This window comes from Belnapia sp. F-4-1 (assembly GCF_000802185.1).
Lineage (GTDB): Bacteria > Pseudomonadota > Alphaproteobacteria > Acetobacterales > Acetobacteraceae > Belnapia.
The window spans coordinates 3,327,019-3,341,774 of sequence record NZ_KN676113.1; the positions used below are offsets into that span (position 1 = coordinate 3,327,019).

The following is a 14,756-nucleotide window of genomic DNA, read 5'->3' on the forward strand; positions in this document are numbered from 1 at the left end:
GAAGGCGGTCGACAGCACCGCCACCGCATCGCCGAGCGTCGCCCGGTCGGCGGTCGCGCCATGCGCCTGCTCGATGCCGGTCAGCAGCTCCTCGCGCAGCGTGGCGGCAGCGGCGGCGCCGCGGCTCCGGTCGAGCCGGCGAGCAGGGCGAGGTCCACCGCACGCTGCGTATCGCCGCTGCGCAGCCCGGCCGGCATCTCGGCGACGACGAGCGAGCGCTGCTCGACCGTCTTCCGCACATAGCCCGGCGTCTCGGCATTGGCGACGTTCTGCGAGGCCTGCGCCAGGCTGCGCTGGACCGCGGCGAGGCCGCTGCGGGCGATGCCGAGGGCGAGGTCGAGGCTCATCGCTCAGCCCCCTGCCTCAGCGCCGCATGTTGATTGTGTCCTGCAAAAGCTCATCCGTCGCGCTGACGACCTTGGTATTGGCCGTATAGGCGCGCTGCGCGACGATCAGCTTGCTGAACTCGCTGGCGATGTCGACATTCGAGCGTTCGATGGAGCCGATCACGAGCTTGCCGACGCCGTTGGAGGCGGCATCCGTCACCCGCGCCTCGCCCGATTCCGGCGTACGCATGAAGGCCTGGCCGTCGAGGCGTTGCAGCCTGTCCGGGTCGTTGAAGGCGACGAGGGGGACGCGGGCGATGACCCGGCTCTGCCCATTGTCGTAATTCACCGCCACGTCGCCGTTGGTGCGCATGCTGAGCGAGGAGAAGGCGCCGAGCGGCACGCCGTCCTGCGTCAGGTTGCGCAGGGCGAATTCCGAGCCGGCATACTGGGTCAGCCCCACGGCCTTGCCGAATTGCCCGAGCGAGAGGGATACCTCTTGCGGCCCCTGGCCGAAATCGACGCTGAAGCTCACCGCTGCGGGATCGCCCACGGCGTTGGTCGGCGGCACGCTCATGGCACTGACCGCACCGAAGGTGCCGATGGTGCCATCCGCCACGGCCGGCGAGGCGCCCGCGCCGAAATTCAGCTCGACGGTGCGTGTCGTCGGGACGGTGTCGTCCGGTACGACGACCTCCAGCGTCCAGTGGTTGGTGCTGGTCCCCGGGCTGAACATGAGGTTCACCGTATGGAGCCTGCCGAGCGTGTCGTAGAGCTGCGCCTGGGTGGTGACGGCCGAGGTGGGCATGGTGGCGGGGAGGTTCGCCGCAAGGTCGATCTGCTTGGTGGCGATGGGATTGAAGACCTGCTGGTTCACCCGGATCGGCTCGATCGTCGTGCGGTCCGGGTTGCCGCCGGCATCGACCGGCCAGCCCTTCAGGTAGTAGCCCGAGCCGTTCGTCAGGTAACCGTCCGAGTCCCGCGCGAAGTCGCCGGCGCGGCTAAAGAATTGCCGCTCGTCGAAGACCGGCTGGCCGTTCACCGTACCCTTGGCTTGCGCCACGCTGAAGAAGCCCTGGCCGCCGATCGCCATGGCGAGCGGGTTCTCGGACTGCTCGATCGTGCCCTGCACCGTGTTGGTGTAGGAGGGCATGGCGATCGTCGCCCCCGGCAGGTTGTTCGTCTGGCTCGAGGAGGTGATGTAGGAGATGAAGTTGGTATCGACGCGCTTGTAGCCGACGGTCTGGCTGTTTGCGATGTTGTCCGAGATGTTGCCGAGCGAACGGCTCTGCGAGGTGAGGCCGCTGATGGCGGCGGTGAGCGAGCCGAAGAGGGACATGGTCGGGCCTCCGTCATCCAGGAGCCGCGCCGCGCAGTGGATGCGGCCCGGCCTTCGTCGTGCCGGGCTTCGCAGGCGGCGTGCCAGCGCCGGGACGGGTCGGGGCAGCCGGTCCTGCCGCCTGCTCGGCAGGCTTTGCCGAGCAGGCGGCGGAGCTTGCCGCCGCGATGGGCCTGGGGACTGGCCCGGGCTTCGCACCGGGGGCGCGCCGCTGGACCGGACCGCCATGGACCTCACCGCCCTCCCGCCGTCACCGACGGCGCCGCCTGCTTCCCCCGCTGCCGCTGCCGGCAAGCCGCCGGCACCGAGTGATGGCGATTTTGCCGCCCTGCTGCTGCGTGCCGGCCAGGACGTGACCGAGCCTGCCATGCCCGCGGCGCTGGCGCCGGCCGGTCTCCCGCCGGTTGCGGTCCCGGTCGCCACGCCTTCCCCGGCGCCGCCCGCGGCACCCGGCCTGCTGGACCCCGCCCAACCCGGAACCGCGGCCGACGGCGGTTCCGAGGAATGGGGGAGGCCGGCGAAGCGCAGGATGCGGAGGCGCCCGATCTGGCGGACATGCCCCCGGCACTGGCCGCGGGCGCCATGCCGCTGCCCATCCCGCCTCCGCCACCCGTGCCGGCGATGACAGGGCTTCCGCCCTCGGTCCGCGCGTTCCAGGCAGGCACTGCCGCCGCGGCCGGGGCGGGGCGACCCGTCCTCGCCACGGCCACCGGCACCACCCCTGAGGCTCCGCCGACGGCTTTGCCGGACGGAAACCAGCCGGATCAGCCCGCGATGGCCGAACCCTTCGGTGGCGGGATGCCTGCCGCCACCTGGCCGGAGGCCGGGGCGCCGCCGCGGCCGGCGCCGCGGGCCGGCCCGGCGCCCAGCCCAGCGTCCGACCCCTGGGCCGCCGCCGTCCAACAGGCTGCCGCGCCACCCGCCGCGGGTGCCGCGCAAGCGAATGCCGCGCCGCAGGAGCCAACCTCGGCCTCGCCGGACCCCGTGCCGGCCACGCCGCCGCCAATCCCGCGACCGCGTCAGGCCGCTCCGGAGGACCCGGCGAAGCCGTCACCCTCGCGCGACCGGCCGATGGCCCTCGCCGCCGCCATCGGCCAGGCCACGGCCCAGGAGCAGATGCTTGCCCCCTCGGACCAGCCCGCGCCGCTGCCCGAGCGGATCGGGCCGGAGCCGGCCGCTCTCCTCCCCGTACCGCATTGGCCCGCCGAGTCGGCGAAGGCGCAACCCGCCCCACCGGATCCGCTCCAGGCGATGCCACAGGGCCTGAGTCCGTTGTCCACGGCCCCCGCATCCACCGACGGCATTGCCCCGGCTGCCCCGGCCGGCACCGTGCCTGTCGCCCCACCGCCGCCGCCGGCGCGCCAGGTCGCGCAGGTGACGATCGCCCTTGCCCTCGGTCAGGGCCGGGCGCCGCGGCTCACCGTAGCGCTGGAGCCGGAGAGCCTCGGCCGGGTCGAGATCCGCATCGAGCGCGGGGCGGATGGCGATGCCGCCTCGGTCCGGGTCCTGGCGGAACGGCCGGAAACCCTGGCCCTGCTGCAACGCGATGCGCGGGAACTCGACCGAACCCTCGCCCAGGCCGGTGTCGTCGTAGCCAGCGGGGGAATGCAATTCGGCCTCTCCGGCGGGCAGGGCGGCGCGACGCAGGACCAGCGCCCGCAGCAGCAGGGCGGCGGGCAAGGGCGCGATCAGGGGGGAGGGCAGGCGCCGCTCGCCCTGGCCGGCCCGGTCCAGACCACGCTCAACGCCCTGTCCATCCTTGATATCGCAGTCTGACGGAGCACAACCGATGAGCGGCACCATCCAGGGCACCACGGGCGCGGGCGGAGGCGCCGCCGCTGCCGCCACCGCGACCAAGGGCACGACCGGCCTCGCCGGCGACTTCAACACCTTCCTCACCCTGCTGACCACACAGTTGCAGAACCAGGATCCGACCAAGGCGATGGACACCAACGAGATGACGAACCAGCTCGTCTCCTTCGCCGGCGTCGAGCAGCAGATCGCCATGAACGCCCACCTGACCAGACTCATCGGCCTGCAGCAGGGCGCCCAGCTCACCACCGCGGCGCCGCTGATTGGCGAGCGGGTGGAGGTGGAGAGCAACCGGCTCAGCCTGCAAGACGGCAGCGCGACGCTCCGCCTGCCGGCCGCCGGCACGGTGCAGCAGGCGGTGATCCGCGTGTTGGATTCCGCCGGCCGCATCTTGCGCGAGGATACGGTGAAGCTCGGCAGCGCGGCCCGGGACTGGCAATGGGATGGCAAGACCAGGGCCGGCCAGCGCATGCCGGACGGCGCCTATGACTTCGCCGTCGCGGGGCTCGATGCGCAGGGCGCCGTGCAGCCCGTCACGGCGACGGTGGTCGGCACCGCGACGGCGGCCCGCCGCCCCTCGGGCGGCGACATCCAGCTCCAGCTCGGCGCGGTCTCGGTCGGCTTCGACGCGATGCGCGGCATCGCCAACCCGTAGCCCTCAGCGGGGCGGCGGCGCCGCCGCAGCCGGCTCGGCCGCGGTGCTCGGCGGCGTGCTCATCGCATTGGCGACGACGGTGCGGACGCCCGGCGCCGCCTGCTCCGCCGCGGCATAGGCGATGTCGCCCCAGAGGCCGCGCAGCCGCCCGGTTGGCACCTCATTGAGCTGCACGACGCGGCCGAGCTCCTCGCCGTCACGCCGGCTGACGATCCACTGGATCTCGACGCGCTGCTGTGCCGGCGAGGCAGCCTGGACGATGACGACATCGCCCTCCAGCGCATAGGCCGCCCCATCCGCCACGTCCTGGACGACGAAACCCTCATTGCCGAGGAATTCGCGCATCCGGCCGGCGAGCGCCTGGTTGCCGTCGCCCGTCGCGCCCTTCACGCCCGCGAGGCGGATGCGCGGCGGCCCGGCGGCGATGGATTGCGGGTCGGTCGACTTCCGCGCCGCCTCCACCTGCAGCAGCAGCCTGGCCAATTCGGGCACGGCCTGCGCCGTGACCTCGGTGAAGAGTTCCGGCGTCGGCTCGGCCCAGCGGGCGAGCGGCACGAGCGTACCCCGGCTTGCTGCCTGGACCTTCCCATCGGCATCGACCAGTCGGAAGCTCGGCAGCACCGCCTGGCCCTGGCGCTCGGCGGCGATGTCGACGCGCCAGTCGAGCGGCAGCGGCGCCGGCGTGGCGACAGCCGGGATGTCCTGCGCCTGCAGCGCCTCGGCCATCCTGTCGGCCAGGCCCTTCGCCCCCGCATCGTTCAGCAGCGCCTCGGTCGGCGGCGGCACGGCGAGGCGGATGGCGAGCGGCACGGCCAGCCGCTGTGCCTCCGCCCCGGGCCGGCCGCGGAAGGGCTGCGGCAGGTCGCCGCAGGCACCGAGCAGCAGCGGCAGGATGAGCAGCAGCCTAGAGAAGCGCACAGGCCACCATGATGGTAAGCAGCGTGAGGACGAAGAACTGGACCATGTAGGGCATGGCTCAGACCGCGATGCCGATGGCCGAGAGCTGGTGCCCGATCGGCCCGCCCCCCGCCAGCGTGCGCCGGCGATGGCTGAAGAATGCCTGTTCGTTGGCCAGCGTGTCGGTATCGGCCGTCCCCACCACCGCCAGTCCCGCGGCGCGGAGCCGGGCGGCGCAGTAGCCGGCGAGGTCGAATTGCCAGCGATCCTCCCGCCGGCCGGGGGCGAAGTGCCGCGCATCCTCCGGGTCGCGGGCCAGCACGGCCTCGCGCAGGTCGGGCCCAACCTCGTAGCTCGCCTGGCCGATGCAGGGGCCGACCGCGGCCAGCATCCGGGACCGCGTGGCGCCGAGCCCTTCCATGACGCCGATCGTCGCCTCGATCACCCCATCCACCGCCCCGCGCCAGCCCGCATGGGCGGCGCCGATGACGCCCGCTGCCGGCTCGGCGAAGAGCACCGGCGCGCAATCCGCGGTGACGATGCCGAGCAGGACGCCCGGCCGCCGCGTCACGACGGCATCGGCACGCGGCCCCTCGCCCTCGCGCCAGCCCCGCTCATCGACCTCGGCGACGGCGACGCCATGGACCTGCGTCAGCCCGTGCAGCGCGCTGGCCGGCAGGCCGAGCGCGCCGGCGGCGAGGCGGCGGTTCTCCCGCACCCGCGCCGGGTCGTCCTGGCCCGAGAGGGAGCAGTTGAGCGCCGCCCAGGGCCCCTCCGACACCCCGCCGCGGCGGGTGAAGAAGCCATGGCGCAGCCCGGTCGCCGCGGCGAGCACGGGGGTGGTGAGGTATTCGGCGGAACTCATGCTGGCTCGAAGCCCGGAGGAATGGCGAGCCCCGGATGACACAGGCAGAGCGCCTTGAACAGCCGCCCCATCCCCTCCGGCGCCACCAGCCGCTCCGCCCCGGAGAGGATCAGCCCGGCCTGGCGCGGGTTGGACCGCGCCAGGATCGCCGCCCGGCTCATCAGCCCGAGCCGCTGGAGGAAGAGCCCCATCGGCAGCGGCCCATGCGTGGCGGCGCCCGCCTCCCGCGCCGCCGCGGCCAGGGCGGGAAAGCGGACATGGGCGGTGATGTCGACGCTGCCCGGCTCGGCCAGTGGGTCGGCCCGGCCATGCGCGGCCATGGCCTGGAGGCTGTCGCCGAAGCCGGGCCCGGCCGGGCCGTAATCGAGGATCAGGGCCGCGCCCCCCTGCACCCGCAGCCGCCCGGCGAGGTGGCGGGCGATGGCGAGGCCGGCCTCGGACACCTCATGGATGGCGCCGTCCGGCGCTGCCTCGGGCAGGACAGGGGCCGCCTCGGCCGGCTGCTCGACGAAGCCGCCACCGGCGACGAAGCGCTCGTGCCAAGCTCCCTCGCGCCGGACGAATTGACGGATCGGCAGGGCGTCGAAGAACTCGTTGGCGATGAGGATGGCCGGCCCTGCCGGCACCGCCTCGACGCGCTCGTGCCAGGCCGCGCCCGGCAGCCGCGCCGCCTGGGCCGCCCGCAGCGCCGACGAGGTTTCGATGAGGTGGACCTCTGCCGCCGACCGGAAGGCAGGCATCACCTCCGCCACCGCCCGCAGCGCATCCACCATCAGCGTCCCGCGCCCCGGCCCGAGCTCCACCAGCCGCACCGGCGCCGGCGCGCCCATCATCTGCCAGGTGACGGCCGCCCAGAGGCCTAGGCATTCGCCGAAGGCCTGCGAGATTTCGGGCGCCGTGGTGAAGTCGCCGCCGCGGCCGAAGGGGTCGCGCCCGGCGTAATAGGCCTGGGCCGCGCGGCCCATGAACCGGTCGAGGCGTTCGGGCGCGCTCAGGCCACCGCCTCCCGCCGCGGCTTCGCCCGCAGCATCAGCCAGGCGCCGACAAGGATCATCGGCACCGACAGCAGCTGCCCCATCGTGGCGCCGGCGAAGAGGAAGCCCAGGAAGGCATCCGGCTGGCGGAAGAACTCGCCGATGAAGCGCGCCACGCCATAGCCGGCGAGGAAGGCCCCGGCGACGAAGCCCCGCCGTGCCCGGATCGCCGGCTGGTGCACCAGCACCTGCAAAAGGATGAAGAGCAGCACGCCCTCCATGCCAGCCTGGTAGAGCTGGCTGGGATGCCGCGGCTCCGGCCCACCGGTCGGGAAGACCATGGCCCAGGGCACGTCGGTCACCCGCCCCCAAAGTTCGGCATTGATGAAATTCGCCAGCCGCCCGAGGCAGATCCCGATCGGCACCACCGCCGTCACCCGGTCGGCGAAGCCCAGCATGTCGAGCCGCTCCTGCCGGCAGAACAGGACGATGGCGACGATCACCCCGAGCGCCCCGCCATGGAAGCTCATGCCCCCTTCCCACACCTTGAGGATGTCGAGCGGATGGGCGAGGTAGTGGCCGGGCCGGTAGAACAGCACATAGCCGAGCCGCCCGCCGAGGATGATGCCGAGCGTCGTCCAGGTGACGAAGTCGTCGATCTGCTGCCGCGTCGCCACCTCGGGCTTCAGCGCCACCAGCCGGCGGGCCAGCCACCAGCCGCCGAGAATGCCGGCGATATAGGCCAGCGCATACCAACGGATGGCGAGCGGCCCGACTTGCACCAGGACCGGGTCGATGATCGGGAAGGGGATGGCGAAGAGCATCAGCGATACGGGTCCGGCTGGGTGAGGAAGTCCTGCACGGTGCGGCGAACCCCTTCCTCGAGCGGCGTCATCTGCGCGTTGAAGCCCGCGGCGCGCAGGCGGTCCAGCGGCGCCTCGGTGAAATACTGGTACTTGCCGCGCAGGTCCGCCGGCATGTCGATGTAGCGGATGTCGGGGGCGCGCCCGAGTGCGGCGAACATGGCCTCGATCAGCGCGCGGAAGCTCCGCGCCCGTCCGGAGCCGAGGTTGAACAGGCCCGAGACGCCGGGGTTGTCGAGCAGCCAGAGCATCACCGCGACGCAGTCATCGACATGGACGAAGTCCCGCTGCTGCTCGCCATCGGCGATGCCCTCGCGGTCGGAGCGGAACAGCGTCGCCGCCTCGCCCCCCATCACCTGCCGGAATTTGTGGAAGAGGACGCTCGCCATCCGCCCCTTGTGCGCCTCGTTCGGGCCGTAGACGTTGAAGAAGCGCAGTCCCGCCCATTGCGGCGGCGCCGGGCGGCCGCGGCGCAGCAGGTCGGCGACGCGCCGGTCGAAGGCCAGCTTCGACCAGCCATAAAGATTGAGCGGGCGGAGCCGTGCCAGCGCCTCGGGCGAGGCGTCGTCCTCGAAGCCGAGCGAGCCATCGCCATAGGTCGCGGCCGAGGAGGCGTAGAGGAAGGGAATGCCCCGCTCGGCGCAGGCCTCCCAGAGCCGGAGCGAGAGGGTGAGATTGGTCGCAGCCACCAAGTCACCATCGGTCGCCGTCGTTGCGCTGATGGCGCCGAGATGCAGCACGGCCTCGAGCGGCGGCGCCGAGGCCAGGAAGCGTTCCAGCTCCTCCGGCGGCAGGATTCCGGCGATCGGGTGCTTCGCCAGGTTCCGCCATTTCTCGCCGGAGCGCAGCCGGTCGGCCACCATAACCTCCGCGCCGCGGTCACAGAGCGCGGCGACGAGGTTGGAGCCGATGAAACCGGCCCCGCCGGTGACGAGATACATCTCCACGACCCCCAATGGCCGGCGCACCGCATGGCGGCACCGGGCGGCGGGGGGTATAGGCCGCGGCGACGCGGGCTGTGAAGGGGAGCGGGTCCATGGACGATACGGGTAGCGGCGGCCGGAAGCGCGGCAGCATGTTTGACGACCTCGCCGGGGTGGCGGGCGGTGCCTTCTCGGCCCTGGCCGGGGTACGGACCGAGGTGGAGGCCGCGGTGCGGAGCCAGGTGGACCAGATGGTCCAGCGGCTGGAGCTGGTGAAGCGCGAGGAGCTGGATGCGGCCATGGAACTCGCCCGCCGCGCCCGCGAGGCGCAGGAGGCGCTGGAGGCCCGCGTTGCCGCCCTCGAGGCCCGCCTTGGCGAGGCCGCGGCGCCTGACGCCGGCACCGCCTCGGCCGAGGCGATGCCCAATACCGAGGTCCCGCCCAGCGCGCCGGGCGAGCCCCCGCCGATCAGCGGCACGATGAAAAATCCGCCCCCGATCGGCGGCGGCTGACGGCATTTCGAACGGGCCTCGCAACGCTCGCGCAACCGTCGGGCTTGCAGCCGCGTTTGGCGCCTGGGTATCCTAGCCCTGGTGGTCCCGCTCAGCCGATTCACCCAAGATATCGGGTGGGCGGGAATGCCGCAGACCAGTGAGGAGGTGCGCGATGTCAGGCTTGCTGGCCCTCGAGCGCGAGCATGCGACCAACCCCCTCGATGTCCTCGAACAGATCGTCGCCGCCAACGAATGGGCTTTCGAGCGCCGTTCGGATGGCGAGATGGCGGCCGAGGCGCCGGGCAAGTGGTGTGATTACGGCCTCTACTTCTCCTGGTCGGGGGAGATCAGCGCCATGGGCTTCTCCTGCGCCTTTGACATGAAGGTGCCGCCGGAAGCCCGCGGCAAGCTCTTCGAGCTGCTGGCGCTGGCCAATGAGAAGCTCTGGATCGGGCATTTCGGCATCGAGTCCGAGGAAGGGGTACCGGTCTTCCGGCATTCCGTCCTGCTGCGCGGCGCCCCTGGGGCGAGCGCCGAGAGCCTGGAAGACATGGTCGACATCGCGCTGACCGAGTGCGAGCGCTTCTTCCCGGCCTTCCAGTTCGTCCTTTGGGGCGGCAAGAGCCCGGCCGAGGCGCTCCAGGCCGCCATGCTGGACTGCGTCGGCGAGGCCTGACAGCCTCTCCCCGGATTCGCCTGGGGAGGGATGCCATGAGCGCCGAAGCGCTGCCCCCGCTGCTGCTGGTCGGCTGCGGGAAGATGGGTGGGGCCATGCTGGCCGGCTGGCTGGAGAATGGCCTCGCCGATGCGGTTGTCGTGGAGCCGCATGCCGCCGCCGCCGCGCCCTTCGCCGGAAGGGTACGGGTGGTGGACAGCCCGGCGGCCATCCCCGCCGGCTTCCGCCCCGGCGCCGTGGTGCTGGCGATCAAGCCGCAGGAGGCGGGGGCAACCCTGCCAGCCTTCGCCTCGCTCGCCGGGCCGGAGACACTGTTCATCTCCATCATGGCCGGGCGCAGTACCGCCGGCATGCGGGGCATGCTCGGCGAGGCGGCGCGGATCGTCCGTGCCATGCCGAACACCCCGGCGGCGGTGCGGCAGGGCTTCACCGTCGCCTTTCCCGGCCCGGGCGTCGATGCCGGGCAGCGGGCGCTGGCCGGCCGGCTGCTCTCCGCCATCGGCGAGACGGCCTGGGTGGAGGAGGAGGGGCTGATCGATCCGGTCACCGCCGTCTCGGGCGGCGGCCCGGCCTATGTCTTCCTCCTGGCCGAGCTGATGGAGGCCGCCGCCATCGAGCAAGGCCTGCCGCCCGATCTGGCCCGGCGGATGGCGCGCGCCACCGTCGCCGGCTCCGGTGCCCTGCTGGCGGCAAGCGCCGAGGACAGCGCGCAGCTCCGCCGCAACGTCACCAGCCCCAAGGGCACCACCGAGCGGGCGCTCGCCGTGCTGATGGCGGACGAGGCCTGGCCGGCGCTGATGTCCCGCGCCATCGCCGCCGCCACCGAGCGATCACGGGAGCTGGCAGGTTGACCCCTATCCGAAGCAGCGCTCCATCCCCACACTCAGCCTCATGAGCGAGATGCAGGACATCGAGGCCCGGCTGGTCGCCGGCCTCTGGCAGGTGGTCGCCGCGCATGGCTGGGCGGGGCTCTCGATGCGGCGGGTCGCCGCCGCCTCCGGCGTCGCCCCGGCCGATATCAGGCGCCGCTGCCCGACGCCGCACCACCTGCTGCTGCTGCACGGCCGCCTGGTGGACCAGGCGGTGCTGGAAGGCATCGTGCCCGAGGCGCCGGACGACAACACCCCGCGCGACCGCGTCTTCGACGTCATCATGCGGCGGATCGATGCGCTGCAGCCGCACCGCGCCGGCATCCTCCGCTTCCTCGACGAGCTGAAGCGCGACCCGCTGCTGGCCCTCGCCCTGCTCGCCGCCCTGCCGGGCTCCATGGCCTGGATGCTGGAAGCGGCGGGGCTCGGCTCCGGCGGGTTGGCCGGCCTCGCGCGTGCCAAGGGCCTGACCGCGGTCTGGCTGGCGACGCTCCGGGCCTGGGCGGGGGACGACACGGCCGATCTCGGCGCCACCATGGCCGCGCTCGATCGGGCGCTCGATCGTGCCGAACAGGTCGCTCGTGCGTTGCGGCTGGAGCCGGGGGAGACCACCGGCGAACCAGACGCCTCGATGCTTTGACCGGCCCGCAGCGCCGGGCCTAGGGTCGGGGACGACAAAACAGGGTGGAGGAGGACCGCATGGCAGACCCGATGGGCTTCAAGCCGGAAACCGATATCATGCGCATGCTGACGGAGTTCCGCCTGCCCGGCATGCCGGACATGGAAGCGCTCGCCGCCGCGCAGCGCCGCAACCTCGAGGCGCTCTCCGCTGCCAACCGCATCGCGCTCGAGGGCGCCCAGGCGGTGGCCCGGCGGCATATGGAGATCCTTCAGTCCGCCATGTCGGAGATGACCGAGGCTGTGAAGGCCATCTCCAGCCAGGAGAGCCCCCAGGCCAAGGCCGCCCGCCAGACCGAGCTGCTGAAGAGCGCCTACGAGAAGGCCGTCGGCAACATGCGCGAGGTGGCCGACCTCATCCAGAAGTCGAACACCGAGGCGCTGGCCCTGCTCAACACGCGCTTCACCGAGGCGATGGACGAGGTGAAGACGCTGGTCGCCAAGAAGGGCTGATCAGGCTCTGGTGGCCATGGCGATGGCCGGCGCCTGCCGCGCCGTCGCCAGCCGCCCGGCGGCCCCATAGGCGCCGGAGCCGCTGCGCGGCAGCGCCGCCCCGGCGATGGTCTCGATCACCCGGGACTGGATGGCGATGGCGCGTTCCAGCAGCCGCCGGTTCTCATCGCCAAGCTGTTGCAGCCGGGCGGTGAGGTCGGAGGCGCTGGCCCGTTGCGTGCCCTCGGCCCGCACGCCGAGCTTGCGGGTGGTGGCGAAGGCGGCGGCGAAGGCATCCGCCGCCTGCATCTTGGCGGTGGCGAGGCCGGCTGCGCGCGGCAGGTCGAGCGCCGCCAGGGCTTCGTTCTCGGCGCGCAGCGCCTCGGCCAGGCGCTGGCCGGCAGTGAGCAGGGCATCCATCATCGGGATTGGTCCTCCGTTCGGGCGCCGGCGGCCTGCCAGCGCAGCATTTCCCTGAGCACAGCATCGCCAAGGCCCATGCCATGGCCGGAGCGGCTGGCGGCCTTCGCCATCTCGTCGACCAGCATGGGCTGCCACTGCGCCTCCGCCGCGCCGCCGCCGAAGCGGCCCTTCGGCAGGGTGGCGAAGATCGGTTGCAGCAGCTGGCCGAGCGCCTGGGCCTCGAAGGCCTGGGCGGCGCGGCGGAGCGCCGGCGGCGCCGATTGCAGCGAGACGGGGTTCATCAGCGCAGCTCCATCTCGGCCTGGAGGGCGCCCGCCGCCTTCACCGATTGCAGGATGGAGATCAGATCGCGCGGCCCGACGCCGAGCGCGTTCAGTCCCCGCACCAGCTCCTGCAGCGACACGCCGCCCGACAGCAGGCCAACGCGGCGCTGCGCCTGGTCGTCCACCTCGATATTGGTCCGCGGCACCACCACCGTCTCGCCCCCGGCGAGGGGGTTGGGCTGCGCCACCTGCGGCGTCTCGGTGATGCGGATGGTGAGGTTCCCCTGGGCGATGGCGACCGTCGAGACCCGCACATTCGCCCCCATGACGATGGTGCCCGAGGCCTCCTCGATGATGACCCGCGCGACCTGGTCCGGCTCGACGCGAAGCTGCTCGATCTGGGCGAGGAAGCCGACCGGGTCCCGCCCGACCATGGCCAGCGCCACGGTGCGCGGGTCGGTCGCGACGGCTGAGGTGCTACCGGTGGACTGGTTGATGGCGGCAGCGATGCGGCGGGCCGTCGTCATGTCCGGGTTGCGGAGCGAGAGGCGGATATTCGGCCGCCCGGCGAGGCTGTAGGGGATCTCCCGCTCCACGATGGCGCCGGAGGCTATGCGCGCGCTGGTCGGCACGCCGCGCTGGATGCTGCTGGCCGCTCCCCGCGCCGCGACCGCGCCGGTGGCGACGGCGCCCTGAGCCACCGCATAAACCTCGCCATCGGCACCGAGCAGCGGCGTCACCACCAGCGTGCCGCCCTGGAGGTTGGTCGCATCGCCGAGCGCCGAGACGGAGATGTCGATCCGGCTGCCGGGCCGGGCGAAGGCGGGCAGGTTGGCCGTCACCATCACCGCCGCGACATTGCGGGTGTCGAGCCGCGCCTCGTTGTCCCGGGTGTTGACGCCGAGCCGCTCCAGCATGCCGATCAGTGATTGCCGGGTGAAGATCGCCGTCCGTAGCCGGTCGCCGGTGCCCGGGAGGCCGACGACGAGGCCGTAGCCGACGAGCTGGTTGTCCCGTACCCCCTCGACATCGGCGATGTCCTTAATGCGGACGGATTGCGCCGTGGCCGGCCCGGCCAGGAAAAGGAGGGTCAGGGCCAGCACGGCAGACTGGAAGATCTTCGCCCTTGCGAAAGCTTTTTGGCCACGCTGCACCTTGTCGGTCACACCGCCCCCGGCATCGCAACCGCCATGCCAGGCGCCGCGGGGGGGTAAGGCCGGCAAGGCTTGCCGGGCAGGGGCCCGGCCTTGCCGGGCCATGGGCAAAAGGGGGTTCGGAATGCAGGGGATCGGCAGGCTGGGCGGCATCGGCCAGGCCGCACCGGCACGTGGCAAGACCCGCGGCGGGCCAGGCGGCTTCCGCATCGAGGCAGGCGAGGGCGAGGCGGCGCGAGAGGCGGCGGCGACGGGCGGCATCGCCCCGGCCGGGCTTGGCCTGCTCGCCTTGCAGGAACATGGCAGCGCGGCGGAGCGGGACGAGGCGGCGCAGCGCCGGGCCACCGACATCCTCGCGGAACTGACCGCGCTGCAATGCGATATGCTCGGCGGCAACCAGGCCGACCCTGCCCGGTTGCGGCGATTGGTGGAGTCGGGCGAGGAGGGCGTCGACCCCGCATTGCGAGAGGTGGTGCAAGGCGTGGTTCTGCGCGCCCAGGTGGAATTGCTGCGCCGCGGCCTGGATGGACCTATGGCCTTTGCGTGAAAACCGCGTTCCGTCAGCAATTTGCGGTATCGCAACCCCTTGGCTTCCGCCTGGACCCGCCTGTATGGTCCGGCCGCGTCAAGGGGCCGGGGCGGCGTGTCCGGGCTCCCAATGCGGAATGGGGCCGTCCAGACAATGCTGATCACCCTCCCGCCCGATTACCGTCCCACGGACGACGAAGAGTTCATGAGTTCCCGGCAGCAGGAGTATTTCCGCCAGAAGCTGCGGCGCTGGCGGCTCGACCTGTTGCGGGAAGCTGGCGATACCCTGGCAAGCCTCTCCGCCGGCGGCATCTCGGAGGCCGACCTGACCGACCGGGCCAGCGTCGAGACCGACCGCGCCCTCGAACTTCGCACGCGCGACCGCGCCCGCAAGCTGATCTCCAAGATCGACCAGGCGCTGGAGCGGATCGAGAACGGCACCTACGGCTATTGCGAGGAAACCGGCGAGCCCATCGGCCTGCGCCGCCTCGAGGCCCGGCCGATCGCCACCCTCTCCATCGAGGCGCAGGAGCGCCACGAGCGCATGGAGCGGGTCCACCGCGACGACTGATGCGGTTGCCCGAG

General features: G+C 72.5%; 19 protein-coding genes. 9 read left to right on the forward strand and 10 right to left on the reverse strand.

Annotated elements, in window-relative coordinates:
* Nucleotides 1-80: 80 nt before the first annotated feature.
* Together LH62_RS15730 and flgE are read right to left on the reverse strand one after the other, a co-directional pair.
* Nucleotides 81-347: a flagellar basal body protein gene (locus LH62_RS15730; RefSeq protein ID WP_043362828.1), complete on the reverse strand. Its 267-nt coding sequence runs from the start codon at nucleotides 345-347 to the stop codon at nucleotides 81-83.
* Nucleotides 348-363: 16 nt separating this feature from the next.
* Nucleotides 364-1,665: a flagellar hook protein FlgE gene (gene flgE, locus LH62_RS15735; protein WP_043362830.1), complete on the reverse strand. Its 1,302-nt coding sequence runs from the start codon at nucleotides 1,663-1,665 to the stop codon at nucleotides 364-366.
* 504 nt (nucleotides 1,666-2,169) lie between these two features.
* On the opposite strand from flgE, the gene LH62_RS15740 reads away from it, so the two are divergent.
* Nucleotides 2,170-3,441 carry a flagellar hook-length control protein FliK gene (locus LH62_RS15740; RefSeq protein WP_043362832.1) on the forward strand — a complete coding sequence of 424 codons (1,272 nt, stop codon included), beginning with the start codon at nucleotides 2,170-2,172 and terminating at the stop codon, nucleotides 3,439-3,441.
* Between the two features lie 13 nt (nucleotides 3,442-3,454).
* Complete coding sequence (locus tag LH62_RS15745; protein ID WP_052214559.1) at nucleotides 3,455-4,132, forward strand: flagellar hook assembly protein FlgD; 678 nt, start codon at nucleotides 3,455-3,457, stop codon at nucleotides 4,130-4,132.
* 3 nt (nucleotides 4,133-4,135) lie between these two features.
* On the opposite strand, the gene LH62_RS15750 is transcribed toward LH62_RS15745, so the two are convergent.
* The 5 genes from LH62_RS15750 to rfaD are packed head-to-tail and all read right to left on the reverse strand — an operon-like array spanning nucleotide 4,136 to nucleotide 8,672.
* On the reverse strand, nucleotides 4,136-5,050 hold the full coding sequence (locus tag LH62_RS15750; RefSeq protein WP_043362833.1) for a hypothetical protein: 915 nt from the start codon (nucleotides 5,048-5,050) through the stop codon (nucleotides 4,136-4,138).
* A 58-nt stretch (nucleotides 5,051-5,108) separates the two neighbouring features.
* A complete protein-coding gene (pgeF, locus tag LH62_RS15755) occupies nucleotides 5,109-5,894 on the reverse strand; it encodes a peptidoglycan editing factor PgeF (RefSeq protein ID WP_043362837.1) in 786 nt (261 codons plus the stop codon).
* Entirely contained in the window at nucleotides 5,891-6,859 is a 969-nt protein-coding gene (locus LH62_RS15760; protein WP_052214560.1) for a class I SAM-dependent methyltransferase, read from the reverse strand. Before LH62_RS15760 ends, pgeF begins: the two co-directional genes overlap by 4 nt.
* Before the next feature lie 26 nt (nucleotides 6,860-6,885).
* On the reverse strand, nucleotides 6,886-7,692 hold the full coding sequence (gene lgt / locus LH62_RS15765; RefSeq protein ID WP_043362839.1) for a prolipoprotein diacylglyceryl transferase: 807 nt from the start codon (nucleotides 7,690-7,692) through the stop codon (nucleotides 6,886-6,888).
* Entirely contained in the window at nucleotides 7,692-8,672 is a 981-nt protein-coding gene (rfaD, locus tag LH62_RS15770) for an ADP-glyceromanno-heptose 6-epimerase (protein WP_043362842.1), read from the reverse strand. Before rfaD ends, lgt begins: the two co-directional genes overlap by 1 nt.
* 95 nt (nucleotides 8,673-8,767) lie before the next feature.
* Here rfaD and LH62_RS15775 point away from each other — a divergent pair, with 95 nt between their 5' ends.
* The 5 genes from LH62_RS15775 (at nucleotide 8,768) to LH62_RS15795 (ending at nucleotide 11,824) form a co-directional block, all read left to right on the forward strand.
* A complete protein-coding gene (locus tag LH62_RS15775; RefSeq protein ID WP_201445511.1) occupies nucleotides 8,768-9,166 on the forward strand; it encodes an accessory factor UbiK family protein in 399 nt (132 codons plus the stop codon).
* A 154-nt stretch (nucleotides 9,167-9,320) separates the two neighbouring features.
* Nucleotides 9,321-9,824, forward strand: coding sequence for a YbjN domain-containing protein (locus tag LH62_RS15780; protein ID WP_043338709.1), 504 nt, complete (start codon nucleotides 9,321-9,323; stop codon nucleotides 9,822-9,824).
* 35 nt (nucleotides 9,825-9,859) lie between these two features.
* Nucleotides 9,860-10,675 (forward strand): pyrroline-5-carboxylate reductase, encoded by an 816-nt coding sequence (gene proC, locus LH62_RS15785; RefSeq protein ID WP_043362844.1) that lies wholly within the window; start codon nucleotides 9,860-9,862, stop codon nucleotides 10,673-10,675.
* 49 nt (nucleotides 10,676-10,724) lie between these two features.
* Nucleotides 10,725-11,333: a TetR family transcriptional regulator gene (locus LH62_RS15790; protein WP_236552561.1), complete on the forward strand. Its 609-nt coding sequence runs from the start codon at nucleotides 10,725-10,727 to the stop codon at nucleotides 11,331-11,333.
* A gap of 59 nt (nucleotides 11,334-11,392) precedes the next feature.
* Complete coding sequence (locus LH62_RS15795) at nucleotides 11,393-11,824, forward strand: phasin family protein (RefSeq protein ID WP_043362847.1); 432 nt, start codon at nucleotides 11,393-11,395, stop codon at nucleotides 11,822-11,824.
* Here the strand turns inward: LH62_RS15795 and LH62_RS15800 are convergent, their stop codons facing one another.
* The 3 genes from LH62_RS15800 to LH62_RS15810 are packed head-to-tail and all read right to left on the reverse strand — an operon-like array spanning nucleotide 11,825 to nucleotide 13,643.
* Nucleotides 11,825-12,226, reverse strand: a complete 402-nt coding sequence (locus LH62_RS15800) for a hypothetical protein (RefSeq protein WP_043362850.1) — start codon at nucleotides 12,224-12,226, stop codon at nucleotides 11,825-11,827. It lies immediately after the preceding gene.
* On the reverse strand, nucleotides 12,223-12,507 hold the full coding sequence (locus tag LH62_RS15805; RefSeq protein WP_052214562.1) for a rod-binding protein: 285 nt from the start codon (nucleotides 12,505-12,507) through the stop codon (nucleotides 12,223-12,225). The genes LH62_RS15800 and LH62_RS15805 overlap by 4 nt, the downstream gene beginning before the upstream one ends.
* The gene (locus LH62_RS15810) at nucleotides 12,507-13,643 is read right to left on the reverse strand and encodes a flagellar basal body P-ring protein FlgI (RefSeq protein ID WP_369796827.1); all 1,137 of its coding nucleotides are present in this window, start codon (nucleotides 13,641-13,643) and stop codon (nucleotides 12,507-12,509) included. The genes LH62_RS15805 and LH62_RS15810 overlap by 1 nt, the downstream gene beginning before the upstream one ends.
* Before the next feature lie 124 nt (nucleotides 13,644-13,767).
* Here LH62_RS15810 and LH62_RS15815 point away from each other — a divergent pair, with 124 nt between their 5' ends.
* Both LH62_RS15815 and dksA read left to right on the forward strand, forming a co-directional pair.
* Entirely contained in the window at nucleotides 13,768-14,190 is a 423-nt protein-coding gene (locus LH62_RS15815; protein WP_052214563.1) for a flagellar assembly protein FliX, read from the forward strand.
* A gap of 135 nt (nucleotides 14,191-14,325) precedes the next feature.
* Complete coding sequence (dksA, locus tag LH62_RS15820) at nucleotides 14,326-14,742, forward strand: RNA polymerase-binding protein DksA (protein ID WP_043362853.1); 417 nt, start codon at nucleotides 14,326-14,328, stop codon at nucleotides 14,740-14,742.
* Nucleotides 14,743-14,756: the final 14 nt, after the last annotated feature.

Bases quoted from the DNA above. Each gene is read 5' to 3' on its own strand.
- LH62_RS15730 (WP_043362828.1), bottom strand. From the start codon at position 347: ATGAGCCTCGACCTCGCCCTCGGCATCGCCCGCAGCGGCCTCGCCGCG.
- flgE (WP_043362830.1), bottom strand. From the start codon at position 1,665: ATGTCCCTCTTCGGCTCGCTCACCGCCGCCATCAGCGGCCTCACCTCG.
- LH62_RS15740 (WP_043362832.1), top strand. From the start codon at position 2,170: ATGGGGGAGGCCGGCGAAGCGCAGGATGCGGAGGCGCCCGATCTGGCG.
- LH62_RS15745 (WP_052214559.1), top strand. From the start codon at position 3,455: ATGAGCGGCACCATCCAGGGCACCACGGGCGCGGGCGGAGGCGCCGCC.
- pgeF (WP_043362837.1), bottom strand. From the start codon at position 5,894: ATGAGTTCCGCCGAATACCTCACCACCCCCGTGCTCGCCGCGGCGACC.
- LH62_RS15760 (WP_052214560.1), bottom strand. From the start codon at position 6,859: ATGGGCCGCGCGGCCCAGGCCTATTACGCCGGGCGCGACCCCTTCGGC.
- lgt (WP_043362839.1), bottom strand. From the start codon at position 7,692: ATGCTCTTCGCCATCCCCTTCCCGATCATCGACCCGGTCCTGGTGCAA.
- rfaD (WP_043362842.1), bottom strand. From the start codon at position 8,672: ATGTATCTCGTCACCGGCGGGGCCGGTTTCATCGGCTCCAACCTCGTC.
- LH62_RS15775 (WP_201445511.1), top strand. From the start codon at position 8,768: ATGGACGATACGGGTAGCGGCGGCCGGAAGCGCGGCAGCATGTTTGAC.
- LH62_RS15780 (WP_043338709.1), top strand. From the start codon at position 9,321: ATGTCAGGCTTGCTGGCCCTCGAGCGCGAGCATGCGACCAACCCCCTC.
- proC (WP_043362844.1), top strand. From the start codon at position 9,860: ATGAGCGCCGAAGCGCTGCCCCCGCTGCTGCTGGTCGGCTGCGGGAAG.
- LH62_RS15790 (WP_236552561.1), top strand. From the start codon at position 10,725: ATGCAGGACATCGAGGCCCGGCTGGTCGCCGGCCTCTGGCAGGTGGTC.
- LH62_RS15795 (WP_043362847.1), top strand. From the start codon at position 11,393: ATGGCAGACCCGATGGGCTTCAAGCCGGAAACCGATATCATGCGCATG.
- LH62_RS15800 (WP_043362850.1), bottom strand. From the start codon at position 12,226: ATGATGGATGCCCTGCTCACTGCCGGCCAGCGCCTGGCCGAGGCGCTG.
- LH62_RS15805 (WP_052214562.1), bottom strand. From the start codon at position 12,507: ATGAACCCCGTCTCGCTGCAATCGGCGCCGCCGGCGCTCCGCCGCGCC.
- LH62_RS15815 (WP_052214563.1), top strand. From the start codon at position 13,768: ATGCAGGGGATCGGCAGGCTGGGCGGCATCGGCCAGGCCGCACCGGCA.
- dksA (WP_043362853.1), top strand. From the start codon at position 14,326: ATGCTGATCACCCTCCCGCCCGATTACCGTCCCACGGACGACGAAGAG.